12 protein-coding genes are annotated in these 14559 nt (G+C 66.6%); 9 read left to right on the top strand and 3 right to left on the bottom strand.

What is annotated here, in order from left to right; translation table 11 throughout:
* The first annotated feature begins 35 nt into the window (after nucleotides 1-35).
* The 6 genes from ASC94_RS22660 to ASC94_RS22635 all read left to right on the top strand — a co-directional run bounded on the left by ASC94_RS22660 (nucleotide 36) and on the right by ASC94_RS22635 (nucleotide 6759).
* The gene (locus ASC94_RS22660) at nucleotides 36-1502 is read left to right on the top strand and encodes a lipopolysaccharide biosynthesis protein (protein WP_056400967.1); all 1467 of its coding nucleotides are present in this window, start codon (nucleotides 36-38) and stop codon (nucleotides 1500-1502) included.
* 50 nt (nucleotides 1503-1552) lie between these two features.
* The gene (locus ASC94_RS22655) at nucleotides 1553-2521 is read left to right on the top strand and encodes a WxcM-like domain-containing protein (protein WP_056400956.1); all 969 of its coding nucleotides are present in this window, start codon (nucleotides 1553-1555) and stop codon (nucleotides 2519-2521) included.
* Between the two features lie 33 nt (nucleotides 2522-2554).
* A complete protein-coding gene (locus ASC94_RS22650; protein WP_056400953.1) occupies nucleotides 2555-3685 on the top strand; it encodes a DegT/DnrJ/EryC1/StrS aminotransferase family protein in 1131 nt (376 codons plus the stop codon).
* Nucleotides 3682-4653: a glycosyltransferase gene (locus ASC94_RS22645; RefSeq protein WP_056400950.1), complete on the top strand. Its 972-nt coding sequence runs from the start codon at nucleotides 3682-3684 to the stop codon at nucleotides 4651-4653. Before ASC94_RS22650 ends, ASC94_RS22645 begins: the two co-directional genes overlap by 4 nt.
* Nucleotides 4654-4660: 7 nt before the next feature.
* Nucleotides 4661-5743, top strand: a complete 1083-nt coding sequence (locus tag ASC94_RS22640) for a glycosyltransferase (RefSeq protein ID WP_056400947.1) — start codon at nucleotides 4661-4663, stop codon at nucleotides 5741-5743.
* Nucleotides 5744-5811: 68 nt separating this feature from the next.
* Nucleotides 5812-6759, top strand: coding sequence for a methyltransferase domain-containing protein (locus tag ASC94_RS22635; RefSeq protein ID WP_082616755.1), 948 nt, complete (start codon nucleotides 5812-5814; stop codon nucleotides 6757-6759).
* Here the strand turns inward: ASC94_RS22635 and ASC94_RS22630 are convergent.
* Nucleotides 6727-7878, bottom strand: coding sequence for an acyltransferase (locus ASC94_RS22630; RefSeq protein WP_162251448.1), 1152 nt, complete (start codon nucleotides 7876-7878; stop codon nucleotides 6727-6729). The two genes, ASC94_RS22635 and ASC94_RS22630, sit on opposite strands and share 33 nt — an antisense overlap.
* A gap of 174 nt (nucleotides 7879-8052) precedes the next feature.
* On the opposite strand from ASC94_RS22630, the gene galE reads away from it, so the two are divergent.
* From galE to ASC94_RS22615, 3 genes are read left to right on the top strand one after another with little or no spacing between them, the layout of a single operon-like run.
* Entirely contained in the window at nucleotides 8053-9054 is a 1002-nt protein-coding gene (gene galE / locus ASC94_RS22625; protein WP_056400938.1) for a UDP-glucose 4-epimerase GalE, read from the top strand.
* The gene (locus ASC94_RS22620) at nucleotides 9051-9461 is read left to right on the top strand and encodes a GtrA family protein (protein ID WP_056400935.1); all 411 of its coding nucleotides are present in this window, start codon (nucleotides 9051-9053) and stop codon (nucleotides 9459-9461) included. Before galE ends, ASC94_RS22620 begins: the two co-directional genes overlap by 4 nt.
* Nucleotides 9462-9474: 13 nt before the next feature.
* The gene (locus ASC94_RS22615) at nucleotides 9475-10521 is read left to right on the top strand and encodes a glycosyltransferase family 2 protein (protein WP_082616753.1); all 1047 of its coding nucleotides are present in this window, start codon (nucleotides 9475-9477) and stop codon (nucleotides 10519-10521) included.
* On the opposite strand, the gene ASC94_RS22610 is transcribed toward ASC94_RS22615, so the two are convergent.
* On the bottom strand, nucleotides 10469-12352 hold the full coding sequence (locus ASC94_RS22610; RefSeq protein ID WP_056400932.1) for a hypothetical protein: 1884 nt from the start codon (nucleotides 12350-12352) through the stop codon (nucleotides 10469-10471). The genes ASC94_RS22615 and ASC94_RS22610 overlap by 53 nt on opposite strands.
* Nucleotides 12353-12408: 56 nt before the next feature.
* Entirely contained in the window at nucleotides 12409-14556 is a 2148-nt protein-coding gene (locus ASC94_RS22605) for a 3-hydroxyacyl-CoA dehydrogenase NAD-binding domain-containing protein (protein WP_056400929.1), read from the bottom strand.
* Nucleotides 14557-14559: the final 3 nt, after the last annotated feature.

The following is a 14559-nucleotide window of genomic DNA, read 5'->3' as shown; positions in this document are numbered from 1 at the left end:
TCACCGGCGCAGCAGCCGCCCGCCAGGAGCGCGGCGTGAGTTCGCTCGCCCGCGGCGCGGGCCTGATGATGGCGCTGCGGCTGGTCGAACGCAGCATCGGACTGGCCAGCACCCTGATCCTCGCGCGCATCCTCACGCCGGACGACTTCGGCCTGGTGGCCATGGCCATGTCGGTGCTCACGCTGATCGAGCTGATGGGCGCGTTCGGCTTCGACGTCGCGCTGATCCAGCGCCAGGACGCGCAGCGCCACCATTTCGACACGGCCTGGACCTACAACGTACTGTTCAGCGCCAGCGTGGCCCTGCTGCTGCTGGTGTGCGCGCCGTTCGCTGCCGATTTCTACCGCGAACCCAAGCTGCAGCTGGTGCTGTCGGTCTTGGCTATCGGCGCGCTGGTGCAGGGTGCCGAGAACATCGGCACGGTCACCTTCCGCAAGCAGATGAATTTCGGACAGGAATTCCGCTTCCTGCTGTCGAAAAAGCTGATCTCCTTCTCCGTGACCATGGTGCTGGCGTTCACTTTGCGCAACTACTGGGCACTGGTGGGCGGCATCATCGTTGGCAAGCTGTGCGCCGTGCTGCTCAGCTATAAAGTCCATCCGTTCCGGCCGCGCTTTTCGCTGGCCGCCAGCCGCGATCTATTTCACTTTTCCAAGTGGCTGCTGGTGTCCAACCTGATCGTGTTCCTGCAGAACAAGTCCGACAGCTTCATCCTGGGGCGCACTGTCGGCGCGCACGACCTCGGCCTGTACAACGTGGCCAGCGAAATCGCCGTGCTGCCGTCGACCGAACTGATCGCGCCTATCAACCGCGCCGCCTTCCCGGCCTACTCGGCCAACGCGGCCAACCTGGACGCGCTGCGCAGCAAATTCCTGTCGGTATTCGGCTTTATTGGCCTGCTGGCCTTCCCCATGTCGATCGGCCTGGCGTGCGTAGCGGGCCCGGCCGTTGCCGTGCTGCTGGGGCCGCAATGGGCGGCCGCGGTGCCGCTGCTGCAGCTGTTTACCGTGTGCGGCCTGACCAGCGCCATCCAGTCCAACCTGATCATGGTCATCGTGGCGCTGGGCAAGCCCAAAGCCAACACCATGCTGTCGGGCGCCATGCTGGTGCTGTACCTGCCCGCGCTGGCGTACGCCAGTCTGCAGTACGGTGCGCTGGGCGCGGCCTGGGTCCACCTGGTGATGTCCTGCGTGGTGCTGGTGCCGCTGCACATCGTGTTCCTGCGCATGACCGGGCTGAGCGCGGCGCGCTACTTCGGCGCCCTCTGGCGCCCGCTAGCCGGCGCCGCAGTCATGGGCGCTGTGGTGCTGCTGCTACAACGGCAACTGGCCGGCGCCGCCCAGCCGTGGCCGGCGCTGTTGCAGTTGCTAGTCTGCATCTGTGCCGGGGCGATCAGCTATGTTACGATGGTATTGACGCTTTGGCACGCTGCCGGACGCCCGGCCGCCAGCGCGGAAGGCACCATGCTGGCCAGCGTGGCTGGCCGCTTCCAGTCCGCTTAATCTGCCTGCACAATCCAGCCCGCACAACCGCCATCCAACTCCACGCGCCCATGCTTAACCACTTTCAACACTCGCACGCCCTGGTAGAGACCGATCAGATTGGTGCAGGCACCCGCATCTGGGCCTTCGCCCATGTGCTGCCTGGGGCCGTCATCGGTGCCGACTGCAATATCTGCGACCACGTCTTTATCGAGAACAAGGTGCGTATCGGCGACCGCGTCACCATCAAGTGCGGAGTGCAGCTATGGGACGGCCTGACGGTGGAGGATGACGTGTTCATCGGTCCCAACGCCACCTTCACCAATGACCGCTACCCGCGCAGCAGGCAATATGCCGACGAGTGGCCGGCCACCGTAATCCACCAGGGGGCCTCGATCGGCGCCAACGCCACCATCCTGCCAGGCTTGAGCATCGGCCGCAACGCCATGGTAGGCGCCGGCGCCGTGGTCACGCGCGATGTGCCGCCGAACGCCATTGTGGTCGGCAACCCTGCCCGCATCACCGGCTATGCCAGTTCCTCGCCCCAGGCTGCCGCTTCGGCACCCTCGCGCACCGAGCCGCTGCCTGCGGCTGCGCCGGAGCAGCTGCCGCGCGCGCTCAACGTCGCCGGCGCCAAACTGCACCCGATGCCGCTGGTGGAAGACTTGCGCGGCGCGCTGGTGTTCGGCGAGGTCGACCAGCACCTGCCCTTCGCGCCCAAGCGCTACTTCGTCGTGTTCGACGTGCCCAGCCGCGAGGTGCGCGGCGAGCACGCCCACCTGGAGCTGCATGAGTTCCTGGTCTGCCTGCGCGGCTCCTGCTCGGTGGCCCTGGACGACGGCACCTCGCGCGACGAGGTGGTGCTGGATTCGCCCACCATCGGCCTGCACGTGCCGCCACGCCTGTGGCGCGTGCACTACAAGTACAGCCCAGACGCGATTTTGCTGGTGCTGTGCTCGGACGTCTACCGGGGCAGCGACTACGTACGCGACTACGAGCAGTTTCTTGCGCTGACACGCGGCGCGGCGCCGGCTGCCTGATTCCCTTCCACTTTTCCGCCACCTCGATACGCCATGATTCCTTTCCTCGACCTGAGCGCGATGCACGCCGAACTGCGTCCCCAACTGGACGACGCCTTCCGCCGTGTGCTGGACTCCAGCAATTTCATCCTCGGCCCGGAGACCGCCGCCTTCGAGCGCGAGTTCGCCGACTACTGCGGTGCGCGCCACTGCATCGGCGTGGGCAACGGCCTGGACGCGCTGTTCCTCACGCTCAAGGCCTGGGGCGTCGGTCCGGGCGACGAGGTGATCGTGCCGTCCAACACCTTCATTGCCACCTGGCTGGCGGTGTCCTACACCGGCGCGACGCCGGTACCGGTGGAGCCAGACCCGCGCACCATGAACATCGACCCGGCGCTGATCGAAGCGGCCATCACGCCGCGCACGCGCGCCATCATGCCGGTGCACCTGTACGGCCAGCCGGCCGACATGGACCCCATCATGGAGCTGGCGGCACGCCGCGGCCTGAAGGTGCTGGAAGACGCAGCGCAGGCGCACGGCGCGCGCTATAAAGGCCGCCGCGCCGGCACCCTGGGCCATGCGGCCGGGTTCAGCTTCTACCCAGGCAAGAACCTTGGCGCGCTGGGCGACGGTGGCGCCATCGTCACCAACGACGACACGCTGGCCGAGCAGTTGCGCACGCTGCGCAACTACGGCTCCAAGGTCAAGTACTACAACGAAGTTCAGGGCCACAATTCGCGCCTGGACGAGCTGCAGGCGGCCCTGCTGCGCACCAAGCTGCCGCTGCTGGACGGCTGGAACGTGCGCCGCCGCGCGCTGGCCGCGCAGTACAGCGCCGCCCTGCAAGGCAGCGGCCTGGTGCCGCAGCACGTGCCTGAGTGGGCCGAACCCGTGTGGCACCTGTACGTGGTGCGCAGCGCCCAGCGCCAGCAGCTGCAGGAAGGCCTGGCCGCGCGCGGCATCCAGACCATCATCCACTACCCGGTGCCGCCGCACTTGCAGCCGGCCTACGCTGAACTGAAGCTGGAACCGGGCCGCTTCCCGGTTTCCGAAGCGATCCATGCCGAAGTGCTGAGCTTGCCGTTCTGGCCCCAGATGCAGGACAGCCAGCAAGCCGAAGTCGCGGCGGCGTGCCGCCAGCTGAGCACAAACGTGAGCGCAAGCGCGGCAGACAAAGCGGCATGACAACGCAGTCCGCCAGACCAGCTGTCACCGTCATCGCGCTGTGCTACAACCACGCGCGGTTTCTGCACGCCTGCCTGGACAGCATCCGCGCCCAGACCTGCCAGGACTTCGAGCTGATCGTCACCGACGACTGCTCGCGCGACGACTCGGCCGACCTGATCGCCGCCTGGCTGGCCGAACACCGGCCGGACGCGCGCTTCATCCGCCACGCGAAGAATGCCGGCATCTGCGCCACCCTGAACGAAGCCATCGCCGGCGCGCGCGGTGAGTTCATCAGCATGATCGCCACCGACGACATGTGGGCGCCGGACAAGATCGAGCGCCAGCTGGCCGCCATGCGCGCCCAGAGCGCCAGCGTGGCGGTGCTGTATTCCGACGCCTGGCAGATGGACGAGGAAGGCAAACCGCTGCCGCTGCGCTTCATCGAGCAGCACCGGCCCGATTTCCAGCCGCCGTCGGGCCAGGTGTTCTCCGCGCTGGCCGACGGCAACTTCATTCCCGCCATGGCCACGCTGATACGGCGCCAGGCCTTGGCCGACGCCGGCTACTACGACGAACGGCTGACGTACGAGGACTACGACATGTGGCTGCGCCTGGCCGCCGCCTACGACTTCGCCTACGAGCCGGGGCCGGTGGCGCACTACCGCATTGTTTCCACCTCCATCGTGCGCACCACCTTTGTGCGCCCGTCCGCCGCACACTGCTACACGCTGTTCCTGATCCACGACCGCTGGCTGAGCGCCGATGCGCTGAACCCCGCGCAGCGCGCGCGCTGGAGCGAAGCCCTGTGGTCGGCCGCCTACCAGCTGTACGTGCACGGCGACAGCCGCGCGAGCGCCTGCCTGTGGACAGCCGCGCGCCATACCCGCAAGCCGCGCGCCGCGCTGCTGGCCATGGCAAGCACGCTCGGCATCCGGCGCGACGGCGCCAAGCGCCTGCTGGCGGCGCTGGGCATGGCGGGCAAATGAGTGCCGCATGAAAATCGGTTTCATCCTGCTGTCCAATTCGGCCCGCCCCATCCCCAGCACCCGGGTGGCGGCGCTCAACATGTTCCCGCTGCTGCGCGCAGCCGGCTGCGAGCCGCACATTGTCTTCGAACCCGCCACCGCCACCGAAACGCCCAACCTGGACGGCCTGCTGCCGTCCATCGTGGCCGGCGGCTTCGACCTGGTGGTATTCCAGAAGGTGCAAGGTCCCAGCGCCGTGGCGCTGGCGCAGCAGCTGGGCCAGGCTGGCATACGCACGGTGTACTGCGTGTGCGACCTGGTCAACGCGCCGATGGCGGCCGCCACCGACGCCACTGTTACGGTGACCGAATTCCTGAAAAGCCTGTACCCGGCCGCCCTGCAGCACAAGATCCACGTGGTACACGACGGCATCGAACGGCCCGAAGTGCACAAGGGTGACTGGGGCCACCGACGCGCCACGGCTGCCCACCCGCTGCGCGCGGTGCTGGTGACCTCGGCCCAGCTGGACCGGCTGCCGGTGATAGCCGAACCGCCGCCGTGGCTGCAGGTGACCATCGTCGGGCGCTACCGCCCTGCGGGACAACCCTTGCAGCGCATGCGCGAGGCCAAGTGGCAACTGGCGCGCGCCGCAGATCAGGGCCGCGGCTGGACCTACCTGCGCTTTCTGGCCAACCGCCGCATCCGCTGCGTGGCCTGGCACCCCAACGGCGTGTACGAGATGATGCGGCAAGCCGACATCGGCATTATCCCGGTGGACACCGGCCATGGCGCCGGCACCGACACCGGCCTGCCAGCGCCCAGCTGGCAGGTGAAGTCGGAGAACCGGCTGAGCATGAAGATGTGCATAGGCCTTCCTGTCATCGCTACGCCCATCCCTTCCTACGAACCGCTGGTGCGGCAAGGCGAGAACGGCTTCCTGGCTTCCAGCCACGAGGACTGGATGCGCTACCTGGAAGCGCTGCGCGAACCGGCGCTGCGCGCCGCCATGGGCCGCGCGGCCCGCGCCTCCGTGCAAGAGCGCTATTCCATGGAGGAACAGGCCCGGCTGTTGCTGCGCGTGTTCAAAGACACCTATTTGCACAGTATTTGATGGCGGCCGAGCTAGACCGGCCGGTGTGGTGATATAGTCAACCTTCAGTTCCACGCTGAGGGAATGCCATGAGTGAAGCGTTGCAGTTTCCTGTGTCCTACGCCTGCCCGGTGCATAAGACGGCCCTGGTGAATTGGCGCTGCGTGCAATGCGAGCATGTCTATCCCATCGTGCACGGCATTCCCGTCCTGCTCCATCACAGCAACAGCGTGTTCAGCGAGGCCGACTACCTGCCGCAGGACAGCTATGGCGGCTATGACGGCGCCAGCGGCTACGACGGCAATCTGGACCGCAGCAGCGGACTGCGCCGGCTCTACCACCACGCGATGATGCGGTTAATGGACGCCGAACCGCCCCGGCGCGACTTTGGCGTGAGCGATGCAGTTGCGGCCATCCTGGCCGAGCAGCCAGAGGCGCGCATACTCGTCATAGGAGCCGGCGAACGCATGTTGCCTGGCAACGTGGTCTATACCGACGTCGCGTTCGGCAAACATGTCAGCTGCATCGCGGACGCGCACGATCTCCCCTTCGAGGCGCACAGCTTCGACGCCTGCGTCGCCTGCGCGGTGCTGGAGCATGTTCTCGATCCCTACCGCTGTGTGGAGGAGATACGCCGCGTGCTCAAGCCGGCGGGATATGTGTACGCCGAAACGCCGTTTATGCAGCCGGTGCACATGCGCGAGTACGATTTCACCCGCTTCACCCACCTGGGACACCGGCGCCTGTTCCGCCATTTCGCGGAACTGCGTAGCGGCACCACCGCAGGTACCGGCACCAGCGCCGGACAGATAATGCGCTATGCGCTGGCCGCCTTGTCCGACCGCCCGGGCACGCGGCGTTGGCTCAAGCTTGCCGGGCTCCTTGGGACCTATCCGCTGCGCTGGCTGGATTACCTGGTGCATGGCAACCAGTGCAACTACGATGCCGCTTCCGGCTTCTATTTCTTCGGCCGCCTGCACGGCGAACCGCTGTCCGACCGGGAGCTATTGCGCGGATTCCGCGGCTCGCGCTGCTAACGCCGTGGGGCGGCCAAGCCCCCAATGCGATTTGCCGCGCCGCCTGATCCATTTGCGGCACGGCTCTTCGATGCAATGGTAACCGAACGCCGACAGCGCCATCAGTACGGCGAAGGCCGCCAGCAGCAGCATGCGGTTATCCCGCAGCAGCGGCAAGTAGGCGACGATGGCTGCGTGATGCGATTTGAGCACCAGCAGCAACAGCATCTGGAAAGAGTAGAAGGAGTAGCTGATGTGGCCGCACCACACCAGCAGCCGGTTGCCGAGCAACTTCGCCAGCACGCCGCCCTGGGTTACCGCGTAGATGGTCAGGGCTATCACGGGCAGCACAATCCAGTTGTGCGTGATCCATCCCGGAAGGCGGTTTCCTGCCAGGCCCAGATAAACAGTCAGCAGCGCCAGCGCCGGAATGTGCAGCAGCAGCGCCAGGCGCCGCGACAGCAAGCCTCGGCGCAATATCTCCAAAGTGCACACGCCCATGGTGAATTCGGGCAAGCGGTAGATAGGCAAACTGTAAAAGACCAGGTAGTCGCCGCCCAGCAGCACCAGCACCATACCCGGCAACAATGCCAGTGCATACGCGGCCAGCGCCAAGCGGCGCAGCCCCGCGTCGCCCAACACCACTACCCTGGCCAGGATGAGGGGCAGCAGCAGATAGCAGCATACTTCCACGGAAATAGACCAGCTGCCGCCGTTATTCCACATGTGGAACAGCTGGGGGAACCAAGCCTGTATCACCAGCAATTCGGCCAGCACCAGCATCGCGGCAGTCAGCAAGTGGCGCACACTTCCGTAGGCGGATTCCGCGTTGAAGTCGACGCCCATCCACGGCACTGTCAAAAGGGCGGCAACCACATACACCGGATAAATCCGCGCGAAGCGGTTGACGATGTAGTCCTTAAAACTGTCCTTGCCGCTGTGATAGCGCTTGGCCAGGACGAAGCCCGACAGGATGAAAAACAAGCTCATGCCGATGGCGCCCTGCCCAAGCAGGTTGGTCAGGAATGCGGATTCCGGCGCCAGCGGCCAGCGCAGCTGAATGTGGAAAATGAAGACGTACAGCGCCGCGATAAAACGCAGCCCGGTCAATGGAAGAATTTCTTCAGTGTCGGCGGACACCGCGCTATTTGTAGACATGCTGAAAGGGAAAATAGATGCTCAGCCGTAGTGTTGCTCAAATTGCCATCCAGCACAAGGTAAAGCGCTGGCCCCGTCCCTTTTGGCAAAAACGGTAGGCAAAGAAAGCGTAACAATTTATTATCGTCGCTGAATGCTTTTTACCAGGGACATGCTATGAAAATACTCGTTACCGGCGGGCTGGGTTACATCGGCTCGCACACCTGCGTCGAACTGTTGGCCGAAGGCCACGACATCGTCGTCCTCGACAACCTGAGCAACGCGCAGGCGGCGGTGCAGCAACGCGTGGAGCGCATCGCCGGGCGCGGCTTTCCGCTGGTGCAGGCCGACGTGCGCGACCGCGCCGCGCTGCGCGCAGTGTTCCGCGAACACGCCATCGACGCCGTGATCCACTTCGCCGGGCTGAAGGCGGTGGGCGAGTCGGTCAGCAAGCCGCTGGAATACTACGACAACAACGTGGCCGGCAGCCTGGTGCTGTTTGAGACCATGGCCGAAGCCGGCGTGCGCACCTTGGTGTTCAGCTCGTCCGCCACTGTCTACGGCGACCCGGCCAGCGTGCCCATCACGGAAGACTTCCCGCTGTCGGCCACCAATCCCTACGGCCGCAGCAAGCTGATGATAGAAGAGATGCTGCGCGACCTGTACCGGTCGGACCCGCAATGGCGGGTGGCGATCCTGCGCTATTTCAATCCCGTGGGCGCACATGAAAGCGGCCTGATCGGCGAAACCCCGAATGGACCGCCGAACAACCTGCTGCCGTACGTGGCGCAGGTGGCGGCCGGTGAGCGCCCGCTGCTTTCGGTGCACGGCAATGACTACCCGACCCCGGACGGCACCGGCGTGCGCGATTACATCCACGTGACCGACCTGGCGCTGGGCCACGTGCGCACACTGGCGCGCCTGGCGCAGGAGCCAGGCCTGCTAACCTACAACCTGGGCACCGGGCGCGGCTACAGCGTGCTGGAGATGGTGCAAGCTTTCGCTGCCGCCAGCGGTCGCGACGTTCCGTACCAGATCGGCCCGCGCCGCCCCGGCGACGTGGCGCAGTGCTACGCCGACCCGTCGCGCGCCGAGCGCGAACTGGGCTGGAAGGCCGGGCGCGCCATCGACCAGATGTGTCGCGACGCCTGGCGCTACCAATCCTGCGCCACGCCATGATGCCACGCCTGCCCGGCTCCCTGCTCCGCTTTCTGCTGGTCGGCATGGCCAACACCATGGTCGGCATGGGCACCATCTTCATTTGCCAACGCCTGGGTGTGCACGACGTGGCAGCCAACGCGACCGGCTACGGGCTGGGGCTGTTGTTCAGCTTCTTCTGCAATCGCGCCTGGACCTTCCGCCACACCGGTCCGGTCTGGCCAGCCGCTTGGCGCTTCGGGGCCGTATTCGCCGTCGCGTACACAGCCAATCTAGCGACCACGCTGGCCGCGCTGCAACTGCTGGGCGCAGGCTCGTTCCTGGCCCAACTAGCCGGCATGCCGCCTTATACGGCATTATTCTATCTGGGCAGCCGTTTCCTCGTCTTCAAGCGTCCGGCCCCCGCATCCAGTCCCTACCCTTCTTAAAGAATCGATCGCCATGCAACAAGCCCGTGCCCGCAGCCAACCTGTCCTCAGCTTGGTGCTGCCGTGTTACAACGAGCAGGAAGTACTGCCAGAAACCCAACGCCGCTTGTCGGTGCTGCTGGGGGGCATGAAGGCTCAGGGGCTGGTGGCCGAGGACAGCGCCATTTACTTCGTCGACGATGGCAGCCGCGACCGCACCTGGGCCATGATTGCGGCTTGCGCATCCAGCGAGCCCGACATTTGCGGGATTAAGCTGAGCCGTAATAGGGGCCACCAGAACGCCTTGCTGTGCGGCCTGCTGACCGCACCGGGCGATATCCTGATCAGCCTGGACGCCGACTTGCAGGACGACCTCGATGCCATCCCGAAAATGGTGGCGGCCTATGTAGCCGGCAGCGAAATCGTGTTCGCCGTGCGCAGCAAGCGCACCTCGGACACCTTCCTGAAACGTTTTACAGCCGAGAGCTACTACAAGCTGCTGGCCTTCCTCGGCGTGAATATCGTCTACAACCACGCCGACTACCGGCTGATGAGCCGGCGCGCCATCGAAACCCTGCGGGAATACGACGAGACCCATTTGTTCTTGCGCGGTCTGGTGCACCAGCTGGGCTTCCAGACCGCCATCGTGGAATTCGAACGGGCCGAGCGCTTCGCTGGCGAATCCAAATATCCGATGAGCAAGATGCTGGAGTTGGCATGGCAGGGCGTGACCTCGTTTACTGCCTACCCGCTGCGCCTGATTACCAGGGTGGGCGCCTTCGTCTCGCTCGGCAGCCTGGCGTTGGCAGGCTGGGCCTTGTGGGTGCGCCTGCTTACCGACCAGTCCTTGCCCGGCTGGGCTTCGGTCGTCATCCCGATGTATTTCCTGGGCGGCGTGCAGCTACTGAGCCTGGGGGTGATAGGCGAGTACTTGGCCAAGGTCTATGAGTCGACAAAGAGGCGGCCGCGCTTCCATGTCGAAACCGTTTGCGGACGCGGCTTCGAAGCCGCGCCCGCCAGCGTAACGCTCACCGCGGCAGCGACACGACGAATGCCGCAGGCGGATTACGCACGCGAATAAAGGGCGGAAAACCCGGCGCGGACGGCGCGGGCTCAAGCCGGGCGCCGTTGCTGGCAACCAGACCTGGCAGCCAATGGTAGCGCAGCACCAGATCGGCGCCGGACGCGCCGCTCACTTCAAGCCGGTTGACCGCGCGCGCGGCGATGCGGGCTTGGCCAGCGGCGGCGAACGACAGCGGCCGGTTCAGCTTATACAGTCGCACCGGGCCGATGTCGGCCACCGCGCTGGCCTGCGGCAGCGCAGCTACCGCCCGGCGCAGCTCTGGCGAGTGTGCCGCCACCCAGCCCACGTTGTACAGTTCCAGACCCTGCCACAGCCTTTGCGGCGTCAAGTCCGCGATCGGTTTGCCGAACGCGCTGCGGTCCCAGAACGACACTAGGGGCAAGGAGAACGGATAGGCTCCGCCTATCAGCTCGCGCCCGGTATGCAAGGCCACCAGTCCGGCAACGTGACCACCGCCATGCACGCGTCCCAGTGAAGTTTCGAACAAAATTCTGCCTTCGGCCGTGGTGTGCTCGCGCAACCATGCCTCCAGCTGCAGCACCTCCTGCGGCGGGCCCGCCAGCTCGTGCGAAGCCTGGCCGTAGTGACCATGCGCTCCAGGAGTCGCCTCGCGCAGCATCTCGCGGCCTACGTACAGCAGCAGCGCGCCGCCAGCCAGTGCCAGCACCAGTTTGGGGTAACGGCCGCCTGGCACGCCGAGCCAGGCCAGGCCGGCGCCCAGGCAATACGCCGCCGCCAATGCGATGGCCAAAAACGCCGGCGCGGCGAAGCGGTTCGGTTGCAGCTGTCCCACACCAGGCAGAGCGGCGCCGCCTGCAGCGAACGCCAGCATCAGCACCCCTCCCAGCAGAAAAGGCAGCATGCGCCGGCGCTGCGCTGCGGACAGGAAATACAGGCCGCCGGCACATACCAGCAACAACACCGGGTTAAGTGGATTGCCCAGCGACTCGCCACCCCAAATCCCCAGCGCCGGCTTGAGTGCAAAAGCCAGCCCCACCACCTTTTGATAGGGATGCAGCAGCGCCATATTGGCCGAAATATCCTGCTGGCCTTGCACAGCCGCCAGCCATGGCATGTTGACCAGCAAGGCGGAGGCGCCCACTGCCGCGCCGCGCAGCAGCAGCCGGCCCCAGGCAGGGCGCTCGCCACAGGCGGCAAAACCGATGAATATCAGGCCCACCAAGACTGGGAACAGGGGGTGGAACCAGATGCCCAGGCCACCAAGTGCGCCAGCGCTGGCCAGGCTAGCAGCCAGGCGCCAGCGCCCCATGGCGGCACCGCACAGCTGCCAGACCCACGCTGCATAGGGCAAGGCGGCGTAGCAGCAGAAGACAAAGCTGACCATACCCGCAGTGTGAAACCAGCGCAGCGCTCCGACCCACCAGAACGCCAGCCCAAGCGCTGCCGCCAGCGCCGCGTGGCGGGCCGGCCAGCGCAGCAAGCCCGCCAGCAGCACCACAGCCAGCGGGGCCGCCAGCGCGCAAGCCAGCACGTACAAGGTATAAACCAGGCCAGGCGCCAGCGCCGCAGGAAGCGCGGCGGCCAATAGCACCGGCACCTTGGCACTCAAGTTTTCATTGACGCCGCCCAGGTGGCCGCCGGCCATCATCGGATCGTAGCCCACCAGCTGTCCTTGCCCCAACAGCGCCTTGCCCACCTCGACTTGATATACATGGTAGGGGTGGTCGATGTAGTGGCTGTGCTCGCCGCTGAACGCCTTGCTGAGCGGCATGCTCAGCGCCAGCAAGGCCAGTTGCCCAGCCAGCAGGCAAAAGGCGGTCAACAGGAGCGCGGAGCGCCGCGCTGGCACGTCGGTATCGGTCGTCATATAAAATCGGCGGCGGGTACCGCGCTGGCAAAATAACAATGCTACAGGATGCGGCCTCAGCTGCTGTAGAATTTTTTCCCCGACGCCGCCATAGCGCGCAACAACGCCGGCGGCGCGAAGCGCTCGCCGTGCACGGCGGCCAGCCGTTCGCAGCGCGCCAGGAAAGCGGCCGCGCCCTCCCTGTCCACTTCGCTCAGCGGGCCGCCGCGGAAGGCCGGGAAGCCCCAGCCCAAGACCGCGCCCACGTCCGCGTCGCGCGCGGCGGCAAGCACACCCTCCTCCATGCAGCGCACGGTTTCCACTGCCTGCACCGCAATCAGCCGTTCCGCCAGCTGCGCCGCGCCAGGCTGCGCAGCCGCGCGCGGGAACTGCCCGGCCAGCCCCGGCCACAGGCGCTTGCCGCCGCCCTCGGGGTAATCGTAGAAGCCCTGCCCCGCCTTCTTGCCGAGGCGCCCCAGCTGCACCATGCGCGCCGCCACCGCGTGGCCCGGACGGTCGCCGTAGGCCGGGCCCAGGTCAAGCCGGGTCTGGCGGTCGATCTTGTCGATCAGCTCGCTCGACACCTCATCCGTCAGCGCCAGCGGCCCCACCGGCATGCCGGCCTGCAGGCCCGCGTTCTCGATCAGCGCGGGCGCCACGCCCTCGGCCAGCATCGCCAGTCCTTCCAGCACGTAGGTGGAAAACACGCGGCTGGTGTAGAAGCCGCGCGCATCGTTTACGACGATCGGCGTCATGCCCAGTGCCTGCACCAGGTCCAGCGCGCGCGCCAGCGTGGCCTGGCCGGTCTGCTTGCCGACAATGACTTCGACCAGCGGCATCCTGTCCACCGGCGAGAAGAAATGCAGGCCGATGAAGTTGGCCGGACGCGCGCTCGGCTGGGCCAGTCCGCTGATCGGCAGGGTGGAGGTGTTGGAGGCGAAGATCGCGTCCGGCGCCAGCACCGCTTCGGCTTGCGCCGTGACGGCCGCCTTTAGCGCACGGTCCTCGTACACGGCTTCGATCACGATCTCGCAGCCGGCCAGCTGGCCGTAATCGGCGGTGGCGGTGATGCGCGCCAGCAGCGCTTGTGCCTGCTGCGCGGCCTGCTCCGGCGTGGCCTGCCCGCGCGCCGCCTGCTTGTCCAGCAAGGCCTGCGCGTAGGCCTTGCCCTTGTCGGCGTCGGCCTGCGTGCGGTCCACCAGTACTACCTGCAGTCCCGCCTTGGCCGCGACATAGGCGATGCCGGCGCCCATCATGCCCGCGCCCAGCACGCCGACCTTGCTATAACGCTGGCGCGGCACGCCGGCCGGGCGCGCGGCCAGTTTATTCGCCTCGCCCATGCTGAAGAACAGGGTGCGCACCATGGCTTTGGCTTGCGGCGACAGCACCGTTTCGGCGAAATAGCGCGCCTCGGTGGCCAGCCCGGTATCGATGTCGGTGATCAGGCCCTCGTAGACGCAGGACAGGATGTTCTGCGGCGCCGGGTAGTTGCCCCATGTCCTGGCGTGCACCATGGCGTTGGCCGCCATGATGGCCTGCTGCACCGCCGGCGCGGACACGGCGCCGCCCGGGACCTTGTAGCCCTTCGCGTCCCAGGGCTGCTGCGCGCGTCCCGGCGGCGCGGCCATGGCATCTTGCAGCCAGGCGCGCGCGGCGTCCTGCTCGCTGCCCGGTGCCACCACCGCGTGCAGGATGCCGGCCTTCAGCGCGTCTGCCGCCTTCAGGCGCTTGCCTTCCAACAGCAGCGGCAGCGCCTTCTGGATGCCGATCAGGCGCGGCAAGCGCTGCGTGCCGCCGCCGCCCGGCAGCAGGCCGAGCGTCACTTCCGGCAGGCCGAAGCGCGCTGCCGGGTTGTCCGCCGCCACACGGTAGTGGCCCGCCAGCGCCACTTCCAGGCCGCCGCCCAGCGCGGAGCCCGGCAGCGCCATGGCCACCGGCTTGCCGCAGCTTTCCAGCTGGCGCAGCGCCCGGTGCAGCTGCATCACGCGCGCGAACAGCACGCCCGCGTCGTCCGTGTCCAGCAGCCATGCCAGGTCGCCGCCGGCGATGAAATCCGGCTTGGCGGACGTCATCAGGATGGCGTGCACGGCGTCGTCCGCCACCACGCTGGCGATCAGGTCGCACAGCACCTGGCAGCTTTCCGCGTTCAGCACGTTCTGGCTGCGGCCCGCCATGTCCCAGCTCAGCGTGGCGACGCCGTGCGCGTCGATATTCACGTTAATCATGCG

It is taken from the genome of Massilia sp. Root418, assembly GCF_001425265.1.
In the GTDB taxonomy this organism is placed as follows: Bacteria; Pseudomonadota; Gammaproteobacteria; order Burkholderiales; family Burkholderiaceae_D; genus Rugamonas.
The sequence above is the reverse complement of the archived record's forward strand: the minus strand, read 5'-3'. Positions and strand labels throughout refer to the sequence as shown.

What these genes read in the sequence shown, in the direction of transcription:
- ASC94_RS22655 (WP_056400956.1), top strand. Translation starts at nt 1,553, where the DNA reads ATGCTTAACCACTTTCAACACTCGCACGCCCTGGTAGAGACCGATCAG.
- ASC94_RS22650 (WP_056400953.1), top strand. Translation starts at nt 2,555, where the DNA reads ATGATTCCTTTCCTCGACCTGAGCGCGATGCACGCCGAACTGCGTCCC.
- ASC94_RS22645 (WP_056400950.1), top strand. Translation starts at nt 3,682, where the DNA reads ATGACAACGCAGTCCGCCAGACCAGCTGTCACCGTCATCGCGCTGTGC.
- ASC94_RS22640 (WP_056400947.1), top strand. Translation starts at nt 4,661, where the DNA reads ATGAAAATCGGTTTCATCCTGCTGTCCAATTCGGCCCGCCCCATCCCC.
- ASC94_RS22635 (WP_082616755.1), top strand. Translation starts at nt 5,812, where the DNA reads ATGAGTGAAGCGTTGCAGTTTCCTGTGTCCTACGCCTGCCCGGTGCAT.
- galE (WP_056400938.1), top strand. Translation starts at nt 8,053, where the DNA reads ATGAAAATACTCGTTACCGGCGGGCTGGGTTACATCGGCTCGCACACC.
- ASC94_RS22620 (WP_056400935.1), top strand. Translation starts at nt 9,051, where the DNA reads ATGATGCCACGCCTGCCCGGCTCCCTGCTCCGCTTTCTGCTGGTCGGC.
- ASC94_RS22615 (WP_082616753.1), top strand. Translation starts at nt 9,475, where the DNA reads ATGCAACAAGCCCGTGCCCGCAGCCAACCTGTCCTCAGCTTGGTGCTG.
- ASC94_RS22610 (WP_056400932.1), bottom strand. Translation starts at nt 12,352, where the DNA reads ATGACGACCGATACCGACGTGCCAGCGCGGCGCTCCGCGCTCCTGTTG.
- ASC94_RS22605 (WP_056400929.1), bottom strand. Translation starts at nt 14,556, where the DNA reads ATGATTAACGTGAATATCGACGCGCACGGCGTCGCCACGCTGAGCTGG.